The following is a 17,360-nucleotide window of genomic DNA, read 5'->3' on the forward strand; positions in this document are numbered from 1 at the left end:
CGCCAGGCCAACGTCAGCCCAGCGGCGGCACCACCTGCTCCAGCGGCACGAACAACCGGGCCTGGAGTGCCGCCACGGCCTCCCGGCAGCCCTCGGTGACGTAGCCCGCCTCCAGCGCCAGCACCTGGTAGATGCCGCGCATCAGCAGGCGCTGGTCCAGGTCGCCCGGGGCGCTGCGGGTGGTGCAGAGGAAGCGCACCCAGGAGGTCATGATGATCCAGCTGTTCAGCGCCAGCGCCTCGATCTGCGCTGCATCCATGCGCAGGATCCCCACCTCGACGAAGCCCCGGTAGATCGCCTGGGCATGTCCCAGGCAGCGCTGGGCGAACACCCGGTAACGCGCCGCCAGTTCGTCATCGGACTCCAGCAGGTGCTCCAGGTCGCGGTGCAGGAAGCGGTAGTGCCACATGGCCGCCAGCAGCGCCTCCAGGTAGAAGGTCTTGTCGTCCATGTTCAGCGGCCTGTCCTGGGGCAGGCGCAGGAAGGTGTCCACCCGCGCCTCGTACTCGGCGAACAGCTCCGCGATGATCATCTGCTTGTTGCGGAAGTGGTAGTACAGGTTGCCCGGTGACATCCCCAGGTGCGCGGCGATGTGGTTGGTGGTGACCGTCCGCTCGCCCTGGGCGTTGAACAGCTCCAGGCTGCTCTGCACGATGCGTTCGCGGGTCTTGATGCGTGGGGCCATGGGCGGGTCGGTCTCACAGGCGCCAAAAAGGTGGCCGAGGGTAACAAAACTACCCAGAGGCCGGGAATCGGCGCCCCGGGGGCGGGCAGCCCAACTTTTCGTTTGGTAGGCAAGCGTCGGCCGGCCGCGTCATGCTATTTGACACTCTAGAGCAATTACTCTAGAAATCGGCATGTCCAACAATAACGAAGAGGTGCCGCCATGGTCGCCGATGTCGCCTACCTGCAGCAGACCCAGCAGCAGATCAGCCAGCTGGAAGAACTGTTCGCCCGCCAACGTGCCGCCTATGGCAACCACCCGATGCCCAGCGCCGAGCAGCGCATGCAGTGGCTGCAGTCGCTGCGCGACCTGATCTTCAACGAGCAGGACGCCCTGATCCGCGCCGTCAGCCAGGATTTCAGCAACCGCTCGGCGGACGAGACCCTGCTGGCCGAGATCATGCCCAGCCTGCACGGCATCCACTACGCCCGCCGCCGCATCCGCCGCTGGATGAAGCCCTCCCGCCGCGCCGTCGGCCTGGCCTTCCAGCCCGCCTCCGCCAAGGTGGTCTACCAGCCCCTGGGCGTGGTCGGCGTGATCGTGCCGTGGAACTACCCGCTGTTCCTCGCCATCGGCCCGCTGGTGGGTGCGCTGGCCGCCGGCAACCGGGTGATGATCAAGATGAGCGAATCCACACCGGCCACCTCCCAGCTGTTCAAGGAGCTGATGGCACGCATCTTCCCCGAGGACCAGGTCGCCGTGGTACTGGGCGAGGCCGATGTGGGCGTCGCCTTCTCCAAGCTGCCCTTCGACCACCTGCTGTTCACCGGTGCCACCAGCATCGGCCGCCACGTGATGCGCGCCGCCGCCGAGAACCTCACCCCGGTGACCCTGGAGCTGGGCGGCAAGTCGCCGGCCATCGTCTCCGCCGGCGTCCCCCTGGCGGACGCCGCCGAACGCATCGCCTTCGGCAAGACCATGAACGCCGGCCAGACCTGCGTCGCCCCCGACTACGTGCTGGTCCCGCGGGACCGTGTGCAGGGCTTCATCGACGCCTACCGCGAGGCGGTCAACCGCTTCTATCCGAAGCTGGCGGACAACCCCGACTACACCGCCATCATCAACGAGCGCCAGCTGCAGCGCCTGAAGGGCTACCTGCAGGACGCCGAAGCCAAGGGCGCGCGGCTCATCCCGCTGTTCCCCGGCGACCAGGCCCGCCGCCTGGCCCATACCCTGGTGCTGGACGTGAACGACGACATGAAGCTGATGCAGGACGAGATCTTCGGCCCGCTGCTGCCGGTGGTGCCCTACGACCGCCTCGACGACGCCCTCGCCTACGTCAACCAGCGCCCGCGCCCGCTGGCCCTCTACTACTTCGGCTACGACAAGCGCGAGCAGCAGCACGTGCTGGAGCAGACCCACTCCGGCGGCGTCTGCCTGAACGACACCCTGCTGCACGTCGCCCAGGACGACATGCCCTTCGGCGGCATCGGCCCGTCCGGCATGGGCCACTACCACGGCCACGAAGGCTTCCTCACCTTCAGCAAGGCCAAGGCGGTGTTCGCCAAGCAACGCTTCAACGCCGCCCGGATGATCTACCCGCCTTACGGCAAAGCCATTCAGAAACTGGTCTACAAGCTGTTCGTTCGCTAACCCTGCAAGGGACCTGATGGGGTCACAACAACAATGACAGACACCACCCTCCAAGCGCCGGGGCTTACCCGGCGCGGCCTGCTGAAAGTCGGTCTCGTCGGCGGCGCATTCCTCGCCACCGCCGGGGTCACCGCCACCCTCACCGGCTGCTCCGCCTCCACACCGGCCAACGGCATGGTCGTGCTGCGGGACTCCGACCTCCCCTGCCTGAAGGCGCTGATCCCGGTGATGCTCGCCGGTGCCGTCACCGCCGAGCAGATGCCCCAGGCCGTCGCCGGCACCATCCAGAGCCTGGACAACGCCCTGGCCCACCTCTCCCCGGAGATGCTCAAGCTCACCGTGCAGCTGTTCGACGTGCTCGCCCTGCCCATAACCCGGGGCCCGCTCACCGGCATCTGGGGCAGCTGGGAGAACGCCAGCGCCGACGACGTGCGCACCTTCCTCTCGCGCTGGCAGAACAGCTTCATCGGCCTGCTGAAGATGGGGCACGCCTCCCTGCTGCAGCTGGTGATGATGGCCTGGTACAGCCGGCAGGAAGCCTGGGCGCACTGCGGCTACCCCGGTCCGCCGACCGTCTGAGCGCCGCTACCACAACAAGAACCCCGCGCCCCGACCGCCAGGCCGGCCGGCGCGACCGAGGATTGAGCTGATGCCCGTACCTGATCTGTTCGCCGAGGGCCTGGCCCGCGGCTGGAAAACCCACAACGGCTCCCGCCTGGAGCAGGACCTGACCCTGGAAGCCGACGTCGCCATCGTCGGCAGCGGCGCCGGTGGCGGCACCACCGCCGAGATCCTCAGCGCCGCCGGCTACAAGGTGCTGATCATCGAGGAAGGCCCCCTGAAGACCAGCAGCGACTTCAAGATGCAGGAAGCCGAGGCCTACCCCTCCCTCTACCAGGAAGGCATCGGCCGCATGTCAAAGGACGGCGCCGTCACCATCATGCAAGGCCGTGCAGTAGGCGGCACCACCCTGGTGAACTGGACCTCCAGCTTCCGCACCCCCGAGCCGACCCTGGAGCACTGGGCCAAGGAGCACGGCGTCAAAGGGCACAGCCCGGCCGAGATGGCCCCCTGGTTCGAGAAGATGGAACAGCGCCTGGGCGTCGCGCCCTGGGCCATCCCGCCGAACGCCAACAACGACGTGCTGCGCCAGGGCTGCGAGAAGCTCGGCCTGCACTGGAAGGTCATCCCGCGCAACGTACGCGGCTGCTGGAACCTCGGCTACTGCGGCATGGGCTGCCCGACCAACGCCAAGCAGTCGATGCTGGTCACCACCATCCCCGCCACCCTCGACAAGGGCGGCGAGCTGCTCTACCTCGCCCGTGCCCAGCGCCTGCTGATCCAGGGCGACAAGGTCACCGGCATCGAATGCCAGGCCATGGACGAACGCTGCGTCGCCCCCACCGGCCGCACCATCACCGTCAAGGCCCGCCACTACGTGCTGGCCGGCGGCGGCATCAACACCCCCGGCCTGCTGCTGCGCTCCGACGCCCCCGACCCTCACGGCCGCGCCGGCAAGCGCACCTTCCTGCACCTGGTGAACTTCTCCGCCGCGCAGTTCGACCAGGTCATCAACCCGTTCTACGGCGCGCCGCAATCCATCTATTCCGACCATTACCAGTGGGACGACGGCACCACCGGGCGCATGTCCTACAAGCTCGAAGTACCGCCGCTGCAACCGGCGCTCACCGCCACCCTGCTCGGCCGCTTCGGCGAGGACAACGCCCTGCGCATGGAGCAGCTGCCCCACACCAACGTGATGCTGGCGCTGCTGCGCGACGGCTTCCACCCGGAGAGCGCCGAAGGCACCGTGGAGCTGCGCGGCGACGGCAGCCCGGTGCTCGACTACCGCCTCACCGACTACACCTGGGATGGCCTGCGCCGGGCCTTCCACACCATGGCCGAGATCCAGTTTGCAGCCGGCGCCAAGGCCGTGCTGCCGCTGCACGCCGACGCCGACTACGTGAAGACCCCGGCTGAAGCCCGCGAACTGATCGACCGCCTGTCCCTGGAGCTGTACCGCACCCGCCTGGGCAGCGCCCACGTCATGGGCGGCTGCGCCATGGGCGAGGACCCGAAGCAGGCCGTCACCGACAGCCTCGGACGCCACCACCAGCTGGAAAACCTGTCGATCCACGACGGTTCGCTGTTCCCCACCAGCATCGGCGCCAACCCCCAGCTGTCGGTCTACGGCCTCACCGCCCAGCTCTCCACCGAGCTGGCCAAGCGCCTGGGCAAGGCCTGACGCCCGCCGGGCCCGCGCCCGGCGGGCCCGGCATCCGACGGACCGCGTGAACCGCACCTGTGCGCCTTTGCCGCAGGGTGCGGCCTGCGCTACCATCCGACTCCCTTACGGACCCACCCCAGGACGTAGCGATGAACCGAGTGCTGTATCCGGGCACCTTCGACCCGATTACCAAGGGCCATGCCGATCTGATCGAGCGTGCCTCCCGCCTGTTCGACACCGTGATCATCGCGGTCGCCGCCAGCCCCAAGAAGAACCCCCTGTTCTCCCTGGAGCAGCGCGTCGGGTTGGCCAAGGAAGTCACCAAGCACCTGCCCAACGTCGAAGTAGTGGGCTTCTCCACCCTGCTGGCGCACTTCGTCAAGGAACAGAACGCCAACGTGTTCCTCCGTGGGCTGCGCGCCGTCTCCGACTTCGAGTACGAATTCCAGCTGGCCAACATGAACCGCCAGCTCGCCCCGGACGTGGAAAGCATGTTCCTCACCCCGTCCGAGAAGTACTCCTTCATCTCCTCCACCCTGGTGCGCGAGATCGCGGCCCTGGGCGGCGACATCAGCAAGTTCGTCCACCCCGCCGTGGCCGACGCCCTGGCCGAGCGCTTCAAGCGCTGACCGCCGGCCGGCGCGCACAAGTGGTGCGCCGGCCCCCGCATTCCGGCACAATTCCGCTCCTGTTCCGATAGACCGCCGTGTTTGGACGGCTGGAGTTGTTCCATGTCCCTCAAGATCACCGACGATTGCATCAACTGCGACGTCTGCGAACCCGAGTGCCCCAACGGCGCCATCTCCCAGGGTGAAGAGATCTACGTCATCGACCCCAACCTCTGCACCGAGTGCGTCGGCCACTACGACGAACCGCAGTGCCAGCAGGTCTGCCCGGTGGACTGCATCCCCCTCGACGACGCCAACGTCGAAAGCCGCGACGAGCTGATGGCCAAGTACCTCAAGCTCACCGGCAAGGCCTGACCGGCATGGGCAGCCCGGTGCTCGGCAGACCCTGGCAGCGGGGGCTGATCGCGGCCCTGGCCCTGCTGGCCAGCACCGCCCTCCAGGCCGCCACCCCGCAACGCGCCGCCGTTGCCAGCGCCCAGCCCGCCGCCACCGTCGCCGGCCTGGAAACCCTGGCCCTGGGCGGCAATGCCTTCGACGCCGCCGTCGCCATCAGCGCCGCCCTGGCGGTCACCGAGCCCCATGGCTCGGGCCTCGGCGGCGGCGGCTTCTTCCTGCTGCGCAAGGGTGGCGCCAAGCCCGAGTACCTGTTCCTCGACGCCCGCGAGCGAGCGCCCCTGGCGGCCCGCCCCGACCTCTACGTACGCAACGGCAAGGTGCAGCCGCAGCTGTCCATCAACGGGCCGCTGGCCGCCGCCATTCCCGGCCTGCCCGCCGCCCTGGCGGACCTGGCCGGCCACCACGGCCGCCTGCCCCTGGCCGACAGCCTGGCTCCGGCGATCCGCCTGGCAAAGGACGGCATCTCGGTGGACCGGGTGTACATCGAACGCGCCGGTTTCCGGGCCGCCGCCATGCGCGACGACCCCGAGACCGCGCGCATCTTCCTCGACGCCAAGGGCCAGGTGCCCGAAGAATTCAGCCTGCTGCGCCAGCCGGAGCTGGCGCGGACCCTGGAACGCCTGGCGCGCTACGGCAAGGCCGGCTTCTACGCCGGCGAGACCGCCGAGAAGCTGGTGGCCGGCGTGCGCAAGGCCGGCGGCATCTGGACCCTGAAGGACCTGGACAGCTACCGCGTGGTGGAGCGCCAGCCGCTGCGCTACCCCCTGGCCGACGGCCGCGAACTGATCGGCGCACCGCCCCCCTCCGCCGGTGGCGTGGCCCTGGCCCAGAGCCTGGCGATGTTGCAGCAACTGCCCTGGCGCGACGGTGACCGCCTGCAACGCACCCATTACGTGGTCGAGGCGCTGCGCCGCGCCTACCGTGACCGGGGTCTGCTGGGCGACCCGGACTTCGTCCGCAACCCGCTGGACAACCTGCTGGCACCGGCCTACCTCAAGCAGCTCGCCGCCGGCATCGACCCACGCCGGGCCACCCCCAGCGCCAGCCTGCCGCCCGCGCCCGCCTGGCGCGAGGGCGACCACACCACCCACTTCGTGGTCATCGACCAGGACGGCAACGCGGTTGCCGCCACCCTCTCGGTGAACCTGCCCTTCGGCGCCGCCTTCGTGCCGCCCGGCACCGGCGTGCTGCTCAACAACGAGATGGACGACTTCGCCGCCGATCCCAACGGCGCCAACGCCTACGGCCTGGCCGGCAGCCAGGCCAACGCCGTGGCCGCCGGCAAGCGCCCGCTGTCGAGCATGAGCCCCACCTTCATCGAGAGCGACGCGCAGTTCACCGCCTTCGGCACCCCGGGCGGCAGCCGCATCCCCAGCATGGTGCTGCTGTCGATCCTCGAATACCTCGACGACCAGCCGGTGAGCCGCTGGGCAGCGGTGCCGCGCTACCACCACCAGTACCTGCCGGACGTGGTCGAGCACGAGCCGGACACCTTCAGCGCCGCCGAGAAGGCCGAGCTGCAGGCCCGTGGCTACAGCCTCAAGCAGGTGGACCGCCGCTACGGCAACCAGCAGGTGCTGCTCTGGGACAAGCGCGGCGGGCAGATCGAGGTGGCCAGCGACCCACGGGGCGTGGGCCTGGCGGAAACCCTGGCCCCCCGGAAGCCCGAGGCGGTCAGCGGAGCTCGATGAGGCTCCCTTCGCCCTCGTCCTCAAGGGTGCGCATCACGCTGAACAGCCCCTGTCCCTGGCCGATCATCAGCACGTTGCGCAGGCTCTGGATGATGCGGCTGGCATAGCCCAGGTCGTTCATCAGCGAGCTGGTCTGCAAGCCGTCCAGCTGCCCCGCCCGCACCGCCGCGAACAGGTGTTCGCGGAAGGCGCCGTCGAAGGCCGCCGCCTGCTCGTCCAGCCACTCCAGGTGCTGGTTCCAGACCTCCTCGGGCAGCTCCGAACGCCCCAGCTCACGCACCTTCTGCAAGGCGCCCAGCAGGTGCCGGCGCAGGTCCAGGTAGGCATCGCGCACCGATGAGGGGCCTTCACCGAGGTAGCGGCCGAGGTTCTTCTGCAGGTGCTTGGCGTCCTTCACCGCGTCCACCAGCTGCAGGGCCGCCACCTGGCAGCTCAGCCAGAGGCGCTGGTGGGGTTCGTCCAGCTGCACTTCCAGGCGCCCCATGAAACTCAGCAGGTCGCCGTAGACGCCCTTCACATGGCGCTGGTAGAGCGCCTCGGCATCCAGGTGCAGGCGCTCGGGGATGATCTGCAGGGCAGCCTCGTCCGGGCGCGAGCGGTTGAGCTGGTCCACCGGCAGGTAGAGCGCGTGGCAGATCACCTCCAGGCTCAGCCGCCCCAGGTGCCGCAGCTCCTGCAGCACCGCGCTGCAGGCCGCCTCGGAGGAGTCCAGCGCCCGGGCGCTCAGGTAGCGGGCCGTGGTGCGCTCCGGCTCCACCGGCCCGGCCACCAGCTCGGTGATCAGCACCTGGGGTTCCTCGCGCTCCGGCAGCCAGCGCACCAGCAAACCGGCCAGGCGCTGCTGCCAGGGCCAGAACAGGGCCACGCCCAGGGCGTTGAACAGGGTGTGGAACATCGCCAGCTGGATCAGCGCGTTGCCTTCCAGCCCCACCGGCTCGGCCAGGGCCCGTACCAGCCAGGTCAGCGGCGTGAGCAGGGTGAAGGCCACCACCGCCGTCACCACGTTGAACAGCACGTGGGCCAGGGCCAGCCGCTGGCCGCTGCGGTTGCCCCCGAGGGAGCCGACGAAGGCCGTGGTGACGCTGCTGCCGACATTGGAGCCGATGGCGATCGCCAGGCTCTGGCCCAGCTCCAGCTGCCCGCCGGCCAGGGCCGCGAGGGTCAGCATCAGGGCCGCATGGCTGGACTGCAGCACTACGGTCACCAGCATCCCCACCGCCATGAACAGCAGGCTGCCGAGCACGCCATCGACCCGCAGCCCGGTCATGTCGAAACCGTCACCGAAGGTGGAGAAGCCGTCCTTGATCTGGTCGATGCCGAGGAAGACGAAGGCGATGCCCAGCACGATGCGCCCGGCGGCCTTGCTGCGCGGGCCGATGAACCCGGCCAGCACCCCGAACACCAGCAACGGCAGGGCCAGCGGCGAGAGGCTGAGGTTCTGCCCGGCCATGGCCAGCAGCCAGATGCCGCTGGTGGCGCCGAGGTTGGCGCCGAAGAGGATCGCGATGCCGCCGGCCAGCTGGATCAGCCCGGTGCTGATGAAGGCGATGGTGAGCAGCGCTACCAGGGTGCTCGACTGCAGCAACAGCGTGCCGCCCACGCCGAACATCAGTCCCTTGAAGGGCGTTGCGGTGCTGCGGGCCAGCACCTGCTCCAGCTTGCCGCCGGCCAGTTGCCGCAGCCCGTCCTCCAGGCACTGCATGCCGAACAGGAACAGCGCCAGCCCCGCACACAGCTGCAACCAGCCCGGGCTGTACCAGAAACTCGCCGCCAGCCCGGCCGCTCCCAGCACCAGCAGCGCGATCAGTTGAACCCCCTTCATCCACTCCCTCCATCCCTGGCGGGGCCGGTCCAGCGCCGGCCCCCAATGCAAACGGCCCCTTGCCCGCTACCGGGCAAGGGGCCGTGAACGGCCTGGCAGGCCGCAGCCGAAACGGATCAGTCCTTCTGGTAGCCGCTGCTGGTGCAGCCCAGGCAACGCACGAAGGCTTCCTTGCCCGGATCGACCACCAGGGCCTTGCCGGCAGCGCCGACGTTACCGCCCAGGGCGCTGAACGGCAGGCTGACCACGAACAGCCCGGCACCGATCACGGTGGCACCGATCAGCAGCGGACGGGCGATCAGCAGGTCACCGGCCATGGCAAAACCGGACGGAGCGTTGACGGTGTAGGTGGGGTCGCCGCTGGTGTTCTGCTGCTGCACCGTCTCGGCCTGCGCCGGAAGCGCCATGAGGCCGGTGGTCAGCGCCAGGACGGCAGCGGAAGTGCGAAACAGGTTCATGATGCAATCCTTCGGCTATTTGTAGGAGTAATCGTGCGGCTAACTATAACAGCGCCATTTGGCTTGTCAGCGTGACGGCCATCAATCGCCGTTAAAAGCGTAGTCGGGATTCTTCGGCACATAGGGGCGGTAGAAGGCCAGCAACTGGCGCAGATCGGCCTCCTCGTTCCCGGTGGGCTGGAACGGCGCACCGATGACGATGCGCCGGTGCTGGAAGTCCAGCGCCGCCGGCACGATGGGCACGCCGGCTCCGCAGGCGATGTGGTAGAAGCCGCTCTTCCAGCGTTCCACCTTGCGCCGCGTGCCCTCCGGCGACAGCACCAGGATGAACTGGCGGTGTTCGGCGAAGGCCTCGATGGCCTGCTCCACGGTGTTGAGCTTCAGGTGCCGGCGGATGGGAATGCCGCCCCAGTAGCGCATCAGCGCGCCAAAGGGCCAGCGGAAGATGCTGTGCTTGCCGAACCAGCGGGCGTTCAACCGCAGGATGAACTTGGCAGCGATGAACAGCACGAAATCCCAGTTGGAGGTGTGGTGGGCGCCGATCACCACGAACTTGTCGAGGGGCGGCAGCTGCCCCTCGATGCGCCAGCCCATGAGCCGGAATACGGCATGGCCGAGTGCCTCCGCAAGCGCATTGCGGGGCAGGTAGTTGCCGGACATCGTTCACCTCTTGTTCTTGTTCTCGGCAGGTGTCGGTAGCAGCCCCTAGCGCTGGCAGCGCGGGCAGTAGACGCTGGCGCGCTGGCCCAGCCTGACCTCCCGCAGGGTGGAGCCGCAGACCTTGCAGAAGTCCCCGCCACGCCCGTAGGCGAACAGCTCCTGCTGGAAGTAGCCGGGCTGGCCATCGCCGCCGACGAAGTCCCGCAGCGTGGTGCCGCCGCGCTCGATGGCATTGGCGAGGATGCGCTTGATCTCCCCGGCGAGCTTCAGGTAGCGGGCGCGGGACACGCTGCCGGCCTCCCGGCGCGGGTCGATGCCGGCGGCGAAAAGCGCCTCGGTGGCGTAGATGTTGCCCACGCCCACCACTACCGCGTTGTCCATGATGAAGGGCTTCACCGCCATGCTGCGTCCGCGGGACAGGCTGAACAGCCGGTCGCCGTCGAAGGCCTCGGTCAGCGGCTCGGGCCCGAGGTTGCGCAGCAGCTCGTGCCCATGGGGGTCGAGGCTCCAGAGCAGCGCCCCGAAGCGGCGCGGGTCGGTGTAGCGCAGCGCCAGGCCCGATTCCAGCTCGATGTCCACGTGCTCGTGGCGCGCGGCCTCCAGCCCGGCTTCCACCAGGCGCAGGCTGCCGGACATCCCCAGGTGGCCGATCAGCGTTCCCGCCTCGGCCTGCAGCAGCAGGTACTTCGCCCGCCGCTCGACGGCGACGAAGCGCTGCCCGGACAGGCGCACGTCCAGGTCCTCGGGGATGGGCCAGCGCAGGCGGCGCTCACGCACGACGACGCGACTCACGCGCTGCCCTTCGAGGTAGGGAGCGATGCCCCGCCGCGTGGTTTCGACTTCGGGTAGTTCAGGCATGTGGATCTCGGCAGACAGCGGGGAGGGCGCTCAGTTGGCACCCAGTTCGCGGATGTTTTCCTTGAGGTTGTCGAAGTCGTAGTCGGAGAGACCGACGTAGTCGAGCACCAGCCGGTGGATGCTGTCCCACTCGTGGTCGTCCGCCTGGCCACCCAGGACCAGGTGCGACGAGCAGATGTGCTCGGACATTTTCAGGATCGCCAGCAGGGTCTTCAGCGGCGCGTCGCGACCGGAGTCGTCGCTGAAGATGGCCAGGGCGTTGTGGTGGTTGGCGATGGCCTCGCACAGGTGCTCGGGCAGGCGCCAGGAACGCGCGGTGAAATAGCCCACCACCGCGTGGTTGGTGTTCAGCAGGCGGTTCTCGGTGTCGACGATGCGGCGCTCGTCGCAGGCGCTGGCATAGGCCTCCTCCAGCACCGTCATGTAGTCCGGGAAGCGCTTGAGCATCAGCGGGATGCCGCAGTTGTGGAACAGCCCCAGCGCGTAGGCTTCGTCCGCCTGCTGGTAGCCGATGCGCTTGGCCAGGGTCAGGCAGGTCATGGCCACGTCTTGGGCGGTGTCCCAGAAGCGGTTGAGGGTGACGATGGTCTCGTCGGTCATCTCGCCCTTGATCGACTGCGCGTTGATCAGGTTGATCACCGTGTTGCAGCCCAGCAGGTTCACCGCCTGCTGGATCGAGGCGATGCGGTTGGTGAGCCCATAGAACGGCGAGTTGACGATCTTCAGCAGCGCCCCGGAGAGCCCCGGGTCCTGGCTGATCAGCTTGGCGATGGTGCGCAGGTCCGGGTTCGGCATGACCTGTTCCATCTGCAGGTCCACCATGATCTGCGGCTGCGGCGGCACGCTGATCCCCTGGAGGAAGTGGCGGATCTGTTCGGCGGAGAGTTCTTGGGCCATGACAACGGAGACCAAGGGAGGGAATTCGGGACGACAGTCTAACTCTAGCCGGCGATGGCCAGAACACTCCTTTGAGCTGAACTTTCCGGCGGTACCACGGCTCGGAACCTGCATACCCCCAACGCGAACAGGAGGCAGCATGAACCCCTCGATCAAGGGCAAGCGCGTGGCGCTGCTGGTTACCGATGGCTTCGAACAGGTGGAGCTGACCGGCCCCCGCCAGGCGCTGGAGCAGGCCGGCGCCACCGTCCACATCCTCGCCCCGACGGCCGGCACCGTGACCGGCTGGCACCACACCACCCCGGCGGACCGCTTCCGGGTCGACCACACCCTCGACAGCGTGCGCATCGACGACTACGACGCCCTGGTCCTGCCCGGTGGCGTGGTCAATGCCGACACCCTGCGCACGGACCCGCTGGCCCAGGAACTGGTGCGCGACGCCGCCCGGGCCGACAAGCCCATCGCGGTGATCTGCCACGGCGCCTGGCTGCTGGCCAGCGCCGACCTGGTCAAGGGCAAGACCCTCACCAGCTGGCCGTCCCTCACCGACGACCTGAGGAACGCCGGCGCCCACTGGGTGGACCAGGAAGTGGTGGTCGACGGCAGGCTGATCAGCAGCCGCAAGCCCGACGACATCCCCGCCTTCAACCAGCGCCTGCTCGAGGCCCTGGCCGCCTGAGCCGACGCCCGCCGGTAGCAGGCTCGGCGGGCGCCTTCGGGTATACTTCCGCTCTTTTTTCCGGAGAGCGACCCATGTCCCTGCCCAGCCTGCGCCTCAAAGCCAATGCCGATCGACGCCTGCGCGCCGGCCACCTGTGGGTCTACAGCAACGAGGTGGACGTGGTCGCCACCCCGCTGAACGCCTTCCAGCCGGGCGACCAGGCCATCCTCGAAGCCGCCGGCGGCAAGCCCCTGGGCGTGGTCGCCCTGAGCCCGAACAACCTGATCTGCGCCCGCCTGGTCTCCCGCGACGTCAAGCACGTGCTGGACAAGTCCCTGCTGGTGCACCGCCTCAACGTCGCCCTGAGCCTGCGCGAGCGCCTGTTCGACAAACCCTTCTACCGTCTGGTCTACGGCGACTCCGACCTGCTCCCCGGCCTGGTGGTGGACCGCTTCGGCGACCACCTCGTGGTGCAGCTGGCCTCCGCCGCCATGGAGCGCAACAAGGACGCCGTGCTGGATGCCCTGGTGCAGGTGCTCAAGCCCCGTGGCGTGCTGTGGAAGAACGACTCCGCCGCCCGTGATGCCGAAGGCCTGGAGCGCTACGTGGACACCGCCTTCGGCGTGGTGCCCGAGTGGGTCGCCCTGGAAGAGAACGGCGTGAAGTTCGAAGCCCCGGTGCTGGAAGGCCAGAAGACCGGCTGGTTCTACGACCACCGCATGAACCGCGCCCGCCTGGCCCCCTACGTGGAAGGCAAGCGTGTGCTCGACCTGTTCAGCTACATCGGCGGCTGGGGCGTGCAGGCTGCGGCCTTCGGCGCCAGCGAAGTGTTCTGCGTCGACGCCTCCGGCTTCGCCCTCGACGGCGTCGAGCGCAACGCCACCCTCAACGGCGTGGCCGAGAAGGTCACCTGCGTGGAAGGCGACGTGTTCGAAGCCCTGAAGGAGCTGAAGGCCGCCGAAGAGCGCTTCGACGTGGTGGTGGCCGACCCGCCGGCCTTCATCAAGCGCAAGAAGGACCTGAAGAACGGCGAGGCCGCCTACCGCCGCCTCAACGAACAGGCCATGCGCCTGCTGAACAAGGACGGCATCCTGGTCAGCGCCTCCTGCTCCATGCACCTGCCCGAGGACGACCTGCAGAACATCCTGCTCGGCAGCGCCCGCCACCTGGACCGCAACATCCAGCTGCTGGAGCGCGGCGGCCAGGGCCCGGACCACCCGGTGCACCCGGCCATCGCCGAAACCCGCTACATCAAGAGCCTCACCGTCCGCCTGCTGCCCAACAGCTGAGCATGACCACCCCGCAGGTCCGGGCCTTCGGCAGCGCCGACGGCCCCCTGGCCCTGTACTTCCACGGCACCCCGGGCTGCGCCCGGGAGGCCTGCTGGCTGGAGGCCGCCGCCCAGCGCCACGGCATCCGCCTGCTCGCCCTGGACCGCGCCAGCCTGGCACCGGGCCGGACCGGGCACGACTACCTCCACACCCTGATCGACTGGACGGCCAGCACCCTGGACCGGCAACCGGCCAGCCTGGTGGGCTTCTCCATCGGCGCGCACCTCGCCTTGCGCGTCGCCGCAGCATTGCCCGGTGCTGATCTGCAGTGCCTGCTGGTCTCCGCCGCCGCGCCACTGGAATGGCCGCAGAGCTGGGACGGCATGGGCGCCGGACGCCACACCTTCCGCCTCGCCCAGCGCCACCCCGAACGCCTGGCACGGATCGCCCGCCTGCAATGCGCATTGGCCCGGCACGCCCCGGGGCTGCTGGCACGCCTGCTGTTCCAGGGCGTCGGCCGTGCCGAGCGCCACCTCGCCCGGGAACAGCGCTCCCGGTTGAAGGCCGTGCTTGAAGGCGCCCTGGCCGAAGGGCCGAGCGCCTACCTGCGGGATGTACAGCTTTACTGCCAGCCCTGGGCCGATGAGCTGGACAACCTGGCGGCACCCGTCAGCCTCTGGCACGGCGAGGACGACCGCTGGGCGCCTCCGGGCATGGCCCGGGGGCTGGTGCAGCACCTGCGTGCCGCCACCCTGCGCTGGCAGCCCGGCCTCGGCCACTACGGCACGTTGCTGCACAGTGCCGACGTGCTGATGCAGGCCTGTCGCCGGCAGCCCTGAGCACCGGTCGCGCCGGCCTTCCGCCCGGCGCCTGCCTGGGATTAGAATCCCGATTCCCCCTGCCACACCCTCAGGCGGGCCAGTGAGCCCCGGCCGAGCGCACGGTGATCCCGCAGCGCCCTCACGCCATCTCCGGACACGACGGGTACATCCCCTCTCCACCGGCACCTTCACGCTCACGACACGACCATTACCTGATCAGCCTGCAGGACACCGAAATGCCCGATTACCGCTCGAAGACCTCCACCCACGGCCGCAACATGGCCGGCGCCCGCGCCCTCTGGCGCGCTACCGGGATGAAGGACGAAGACTTCAAGAAACCGATCATCGCCATCGCCAACTCCTTCACCCAGTTCGTGCCCGGCCACGTGCACCTGAAGGACCTGGGCCAGCTGGTCGCCCGCGAGATCGAGAAGCACGGCGGTGTGGCCAAGGAATTCAACACCATCGCCGTGGACGACGGCATCGCCATGGGCCACGACGGCATGCTCTATTCCCTGCCGAGCCGCGAGATCATCGCCGACTCCGTGGAATACATGGTCAACGCCCACTGCGCCGACGCCATCGTCTGCATCAGCAACTGCGACAAGATCACCCCCGGCATGCTGATGGCCGCCCTGCGCCTGAACATCCCCGTGGTGTTCGTCTCCGGCGGCCCGATGGAAGCCGGCAAGACCAAGCTGGCCAACCACGGCCTCGACCTGGTGGACGCCATGGTGGTGGCCGCCGACGACTCCTGCTCCGACGAGAAGGTCGCCGAGTACGAGCGCAGCGCCTGCCCCACCTGCGGTTCCTGCTCCGGCATGTTCACCGCCAACTCCATGAACTGCCTGACCGAGGCCCTGGGCCTGTCGCTGCCGGGCAACGGCTCCACCCTGGCCACCCACAGCGACCGCGAGCAGCTGTTCCTGCGTGCCGGCCGCCTGGCCGTCGAGCTGTGCCAGCGCTACTACGGCGAAGGCGACGCCTCCGTGCTGCCGCGCAATATCGCCAACTTCAAGGCGTTCGAGAACGCCATGACCCTGGACATCGCCATGGGCGGCTCCACCAACACCATCCTGCACCTGCTGGCCGCCGCCCAGGAGGCGGAAGTGGCCTTCGACCTGCGCGACATCGATCGCCTGTCGCGCAAGGTGCCGCAGCTGTGCAAGGTGGCGCCGAACATCCAGAAGTACCACATGGAAGACGTGCACCGTGCCGGCGGCATCTTCAGCATCCTCGGCGAGCTGGCCCGTGGCGGCCTGCTGCACACCGACGTGCCCACCGTGCACAGCCCGAGCATGGCCGACGCCATCGCCCAGTGGGACATCACCCAGACCGACGACGAAGCCGTGCACACCTTCTTCAAGGCAGGCCCGGCCGGCATCCCGACCCAGGTCGCCTTCAGCCAGAGCACCCGCTGGGACAGCCTGGACGACGACCGCGCCAACGGCTGCATCCGCTCCGTCGAGCACGCCTACTCCCAGGAGGGCGGCCTGGCCGTGCTCTACGGCAACATCGCCCTGGACGGCTGCGTGGTGAAGACCGCCGGCGTGGACGAGTCCATCCACGTGTTCGAAGGCACCGCGAAGATCTTCGAAAGCCAGGACGGCGCCGTGAAGGGCATCCTCGCTGACGAAGTGAAGCCGGGCGACATCGTCATCATCCGCTACGAAGGCCCGAAAGGCGGCCCGGGCATGCAGGAAATGCTGTACCCCACCAGCTACCTGAAGTCCAAGGGCCTGGGCAAGCAATGCGCCCTGCTCACCGACGGCCGCTTCTCCGGCGGCACCTCGGGCCTGTCCATCGGCCACGCTTCCCCGGAAGCCGCCGCCGGTGGCGCCATCGGCCTGGTGAAGGACGGCGACAAGGTGCTGATCGACATCCCCAACCGCAGCATCAACCTGCTGGTGTCCGATGAAGAGCTGGCCGCCCGCCGCGTCGAGCAGGACAAGAAAGGCTGGAAACCCGCGCAGCCCCGCGCCCGCAAGGTCTCCACCGCCCTCAAGGCCTACGCCCTGCTGGCCACCAGCGCCGACAAGGGCGCCGTGCGCAACAAGGCGATGCTGGACGACCTGTAAGCGCTGCCTGCGAACGGAAAAGCCCGGCCTCGCGCCGGGCTTTTTATTCCCATTGCTGTTCATCAGGAGCCTGCCGGACCTCATGCAGAACCTGAAGCTCGAGTTCGAAGAGAACGCCGCCGAGTTCTACATCGCCTCGCTTGCGAGAGGAATTCTCGAAGGCATCAAGAGCGGCGCCCTGACTGCGGAGACCGGAATCTGGTCCCTGGGGCGCCCTGTATTGCGCAACGCCTTGGCAATCACCTCTATCAGCACGGAGTTGATGGAGGTTCTGGAAGGCTTCGACGAGCTCGACGCCCTGGCCGAACTCGGCATAGACCCACAGCCCACGCTACAACGCATGATCGATGCACTGGACCGGTGCCAACGCTCCACCGATAACCGCGAAACGAGCCTGATCATTCGCGCCTTCAGTGCTCCGTAGGGTGCACCTGTCATGTAGGGGCGACTTCAGTCGCCCAAGGCCGTGCAGCGGCCCCATGCCCGGCCGGAAGCGGGCGAATGAATTCGCCCCTACACAGACGCGTCCGCAGCAGGCGGTTCGCGGGCAGAGCTCGCTCCCCCCAACTTCACG

The 17,360-nt window shown here is 68.5% G+C and carries 17 protein-coding genes; 11 read left to right on the forward strand and 6 right to left on the reverse strand.

Annotated elements, in window-relative coordinates:
• Positions 1 to 13: 13 nt before the first annotated feature.
• Positions 14 to 685, reverse strand: coding sequence for a TetR/AcrR family transcriptional regulator (locus SZ55_RS07455; RefSeq protein ID WP_044403631.1), 672 nt, complete (start codon positions 683 to 685; stop codon positions 14 to 16).
• Between the two features lie 201 nt (positions 686 to 886).
• Between SZ55_RS07455 and SZ55_RS07460 the strand changes: the two genes are divergently transcribed.
• The 6 genes from SZ55_RS07460 to ggt all read left to right on the forward strand — a co-directional run bounded on the left by SZ55_RS07460 (position 887) and on the right by ggt (position 7,260).
• Complete coding sequence (locus tag SZ55_RS07460) at positions 887 to 2,317, forward strand: coniferyl aldehyde dehydrogenase (protein ID WP_044403632.1); 1,431 nt, start codon at positions 887 to 889, stop codon at positions 2,315 to 2,317.
• Between the two features lie 33 nt (positions 2,318 to 2,350).
• A complete protein-coding gene (locus SZ55_RS07465; RefSeq protein ID WP_044403633.1) occupies positions 2,351 to 2,896 on the forward strand; it encodes a hypothetical protein in 546 nt (181 codons plus the stop codon).
• Positions 2,897 to 2,966: 70 nt separating this feature from the next.
• Entirely contained in the window at positions 2,967 to 4,562 is a 1,596-nt protein-coding gene (locus SZ55_RS07470; RefSeq protein ID WP_044403634.1) for a GMC family oxidoreductase, read from the forward strand.
• A gap of 131 nt (positions 4,563 to 4,693) precedes the next feature.
• Complete coding sequence (gene coaD, locus SZ55_RS07475) at positions 4,694 to 5,173, forward strand: pantetheine-phosphate adenylyltransferase (RefSeq protein ID WP_044403635.1); 480 nt, start codon at positions 4,694 to 4,696, stop codon at positions 5,171 to 5,173.
• Positions 5,174 to 5,275: 102 nt separating this feature from the next.
• Entirely contained in the window at positions 5,276 to 5,527 is a 252-nt protein-coding gene (locus SZ55_RS07480) for a YfhL family 4Fe-4S dicluster ferredoxin (protein ID WP_044403636.1), read from the forward strand.
• Between the two features lie 5 nt (positions 5,528 to 5,532).
• On the forward strand, positions 5,533 to 7,260 hold the full coding sequence (gene ggt / locus SZ55_RS07485) for a gamma-glutamyltransferase (protein ID WP_044403637.1): 1,728 nt from the start codon (positions 5,533 to 5,535) through the stop codon (positions 7,258 to 7,260).
• On the opposite strand, the gene SZ55_RS07490 is transcribed toward ggt, so the two are convergent.
• From SZ55_RS07490 to SZ55_RS07510, 5 genes are all read right to left on the reverse strand, one after another.
• Positions 7,244 to 9,082, reverse strand: a complete 1,839-nt coding sequence (locus SZ55_RS07490; RefSeq protein WP_044403638.1) for a Na/Pi cotransporter family protein — start codon at positions 9,080 to 9,082, stop codon at positions 7,244 to 7,246. The two genes, ggt and SZ55_RS07490, sit on opposite strands and share 17 nt — an antisense overlap.
• 116 nt (positions 9,083 to 9,198) lie before the next feature.
• On the reverse strand, positions 9,199 to 9,540 hold the full coding sequence (locus tag SZ55_RS07495; protein WP_044403640.1) for a hypothetical protein: 342 nt from the start codon (positions 9,538 to 9,540) through the stop codon (positions 9,199 to 9,201).
• Positions 9,541 to 9,621: 81 nt separating this feature from the next.
• Positions 9,622 to 10,200, reverse strand: coding sequence for a lysophospholipid acyltransferase family protein (locus SZ55_RS07500; protein ID WP_044403642.1), 579 nt, complete (start codon positions 10,198 to 10,200; stop codon positions 9,622 to 9,624).
• Positions 10,201 to 10,245: 45 nt separating this feature from the next.
• A complete protein-coding gene (mutM, locus tag SZ55_RS07505; protein ID WP_044403643.1) occupies positions 10,246 to 11,058 on the reverse strand; it encodes a bifunctional DNA-formamidopyrimidine glycosylase/DNA-(apurinic or apyrimidinic site) lyase in 813 nt (270 codons plus the stop codon).
• Positions 11,059 to 11,088: 30 nt separating this feature from the next.
• Positions 11,089 to 11,901: an HDOD domain-containing protein gene (locus SZ55_RS07510; protein WP_162484934.1), complete on the reverse strand. Its 813-nt coding sequence runs from the start codon at positions 11,899 to 11,901 to the stop codon at positions 11,089 to 11,091.
• 193 nt (positions 11,902 to 12,094) lie between these two features.
• Here SZ55_RS07510 and SZ55_RS07515 point away from each other — a divergent pair, with 193 nt between their 5' ends.
• The 5 genes from SZ55_RS07515 (at position 12,095) to SZ55_RS07535 (ending at position 17,210) form a co-directional block, all read left to right on the forward strand.
• Positions 12,095 to 12,634 (forward strand): type 1 glutamine amidotransferase domain-containing protein, encoded by a 540-nt coding sequence (locus tag SZ55_RS07515; RefSeq protein WP_044403646.1) that lies wholly within the window; start codon positions 12,095 to 12,097, stop codon positions 12,632 to 12,634.
• A 74-nt stretch (positions 12,635 to 12,708) separates the two neighbouring features.
• Positions 12,709 to 13,905 (forward strand): class I SAM-dependent rRNA methyltransferase, encoded by a 1,197-nt coding sequence (locus SZ55_RS07520; protein WP_044403647.1) that lies wholly within the window; start codon positions 12,709 to 12,711, stop codon positions 13,903 to 13,905.
• A gap of 2 nt (positions 13,906 to 13,907) precedes the next feature.
• Positions 13,908 to 14,726 (forward strand): alpha/beta fold hydrolase, encoded by an 819-nt coding sequence (locus tag SZ55_RS07525; protein ID WP_044403648.1) that lies wholly within the window; start codon positions 13,908 to 13,910, stop codon positions 14,724 to 14,726.
• A gap of 218 nt (positions 14,727 to 14,944) precedes the next feature.
• Positions 14,945 to 16,786 (forward strand): dihydroxy-acid dehydratase, encoded by a 1,842-nt coding sequence (gene ilvD / locus SZ55_RS07530; protein WP_044403649.1) that lies wholly within the window; start codon positions 14,945 to 14,947, stop codon positions 16,784 to 16,786.
• Between the two features lie 82 nt (positions 16,787 to 16,868).
• Positions 16,869 to 17,210, forward strand: coding sequence for a hypothetical protein (locus SZ55_RS07535; protein ID WP_152644449.1), 342 nt, complete (start codon positions 16,869 to 16,871; stop codon positions 17,208 to 17,210).
• Positions 17,211 to 17,360 lie beyond the last annotated feature (150 nt).

Source organism: Pseudomonas sp. FeS53a (genome assembly GCF_000931385.1).
Lineage (GTDB): Bacteria > Pseudomonadota > Gammaproteobacteria > Pseudomonadales > Pseudomonadaceae > Metapseudomonas > Metapseudomonas otitidis.

Excerpts from the sequence above, each read along its gene's own strand:
- SZ55_RS07490 (WP_044403638.1), bottom strand. The coding sequence starts at position 9,082 with ATGAAGGGGGTTCAACTGATCGCGCTGCTGGTGCTGGGAGCGGCCGGG.
- mutM (WP_044403643.1), bottom strand. The coding sequence starts at position 11,058 with ATGCCTGAACTACCCGAAGTCGAAACCACGCGGCGGGGCATCGCTCCC.
- SZ55_RS07495 (WP_044403640.1), bottom strand. The coding sequence starts at position 9,540 with ATGAACCTGTTTCGCACTTCCGCTGCCGTCCTGGCGCTGACCACCGGC.
- ggt (WP_044403637.1), top strand. The coding sequence starts at position 5,533 with ATGGGCAGCCCGGTGCTCGGCAGACCCTGGCAGCGGGGGCTGATCGCG.
- SZ55_RS07460 (WP_044403632.1), top strand. The coding sequence starts at position 887 with ATGGTCGCCGATGTCGCCTACCTGCAGCAGACCCAGCAGCAGATCAGC.
- SZ55_RS07520 (WP_044403647.1), top strand. The coding sequence starts at position 12,709 with ATGTCCCTGCCCAGCCTGCGCCTCAAAGCCAATGCCGATCGACGCCTG.
- SZ55_RS07515 (WP_044403646.1), top strand. The coding sequence starts at position 12,095 with ATGAACCCCTCGATCAAGGGCAAGCGCGTGGCGCTGCTGGTTACCGAT.
- SZ55_RS07465 (WP_044403633.1), top strand. The coding sequence starts at position 2,351 with ATGACAGACACCACCCTCCAAGCGCCGGGGCTTACCCGGCGCGGCCTG.
- ilvD (WP_044403649.1), top strand. The coding sequence starts at position 14,945 with ATGCCCGATTACCGCTCGAAGACCTCCACCCACGGCCGCAACATGGCC.
- coaD (WP_044403635.1), top strand. The coding sequence starts at position 4,694 with ATGAACCGAGTGCTGTATCCGGGCACCTTCGACCCGATTACCAAGGGC.
- SZ55_RS07525 (WP_044403648.1), top strand. The coding sequence starts at position 13,908 with ATGACCACCCCGCAGGTCCGGGCCTTCGGCAGCGCCGACGGCCCCCTG.
- SZ55_RS07500 (WP_044403642.1), bottom strand. The coding sequence starts at position 10,200 with ATGTCCGGCAACTACCTGCCCCGCAATGCGCTTGCGGAGGCACTCGGC.
- SZ55_RS07470 (WP_044403634.1), top strand. The coding sequence starts at position 2,967 with ATGCCCGTACCTGATCTGTTCGCCGAGGGCCTGGCCCGCGGCTGGAAA.
- SZ55_RS07535 (WP_152644449.1), top strand. The coding sequence starts at position 16,869 with ATGCAGAACCTGAAGCTCGAGTTCGAAGAGAACGCCGCCGAGTTCTAC.
- SZ55_RS07455 (WP_044403631.1), bottom strand. The coding sequence starts at position 685 with ATGGCCCCACGCATCAAGACCCGCGAACGCATCGTGCAGAGCAGCCTG.
- SZ55_RS07480 (WP_044403636.1), top strand. The coding sequence starts at position 5,276 with ATGTCCCTCAAGATCACCGACGATTGCATCAACTGCGACGTCTGCGAA.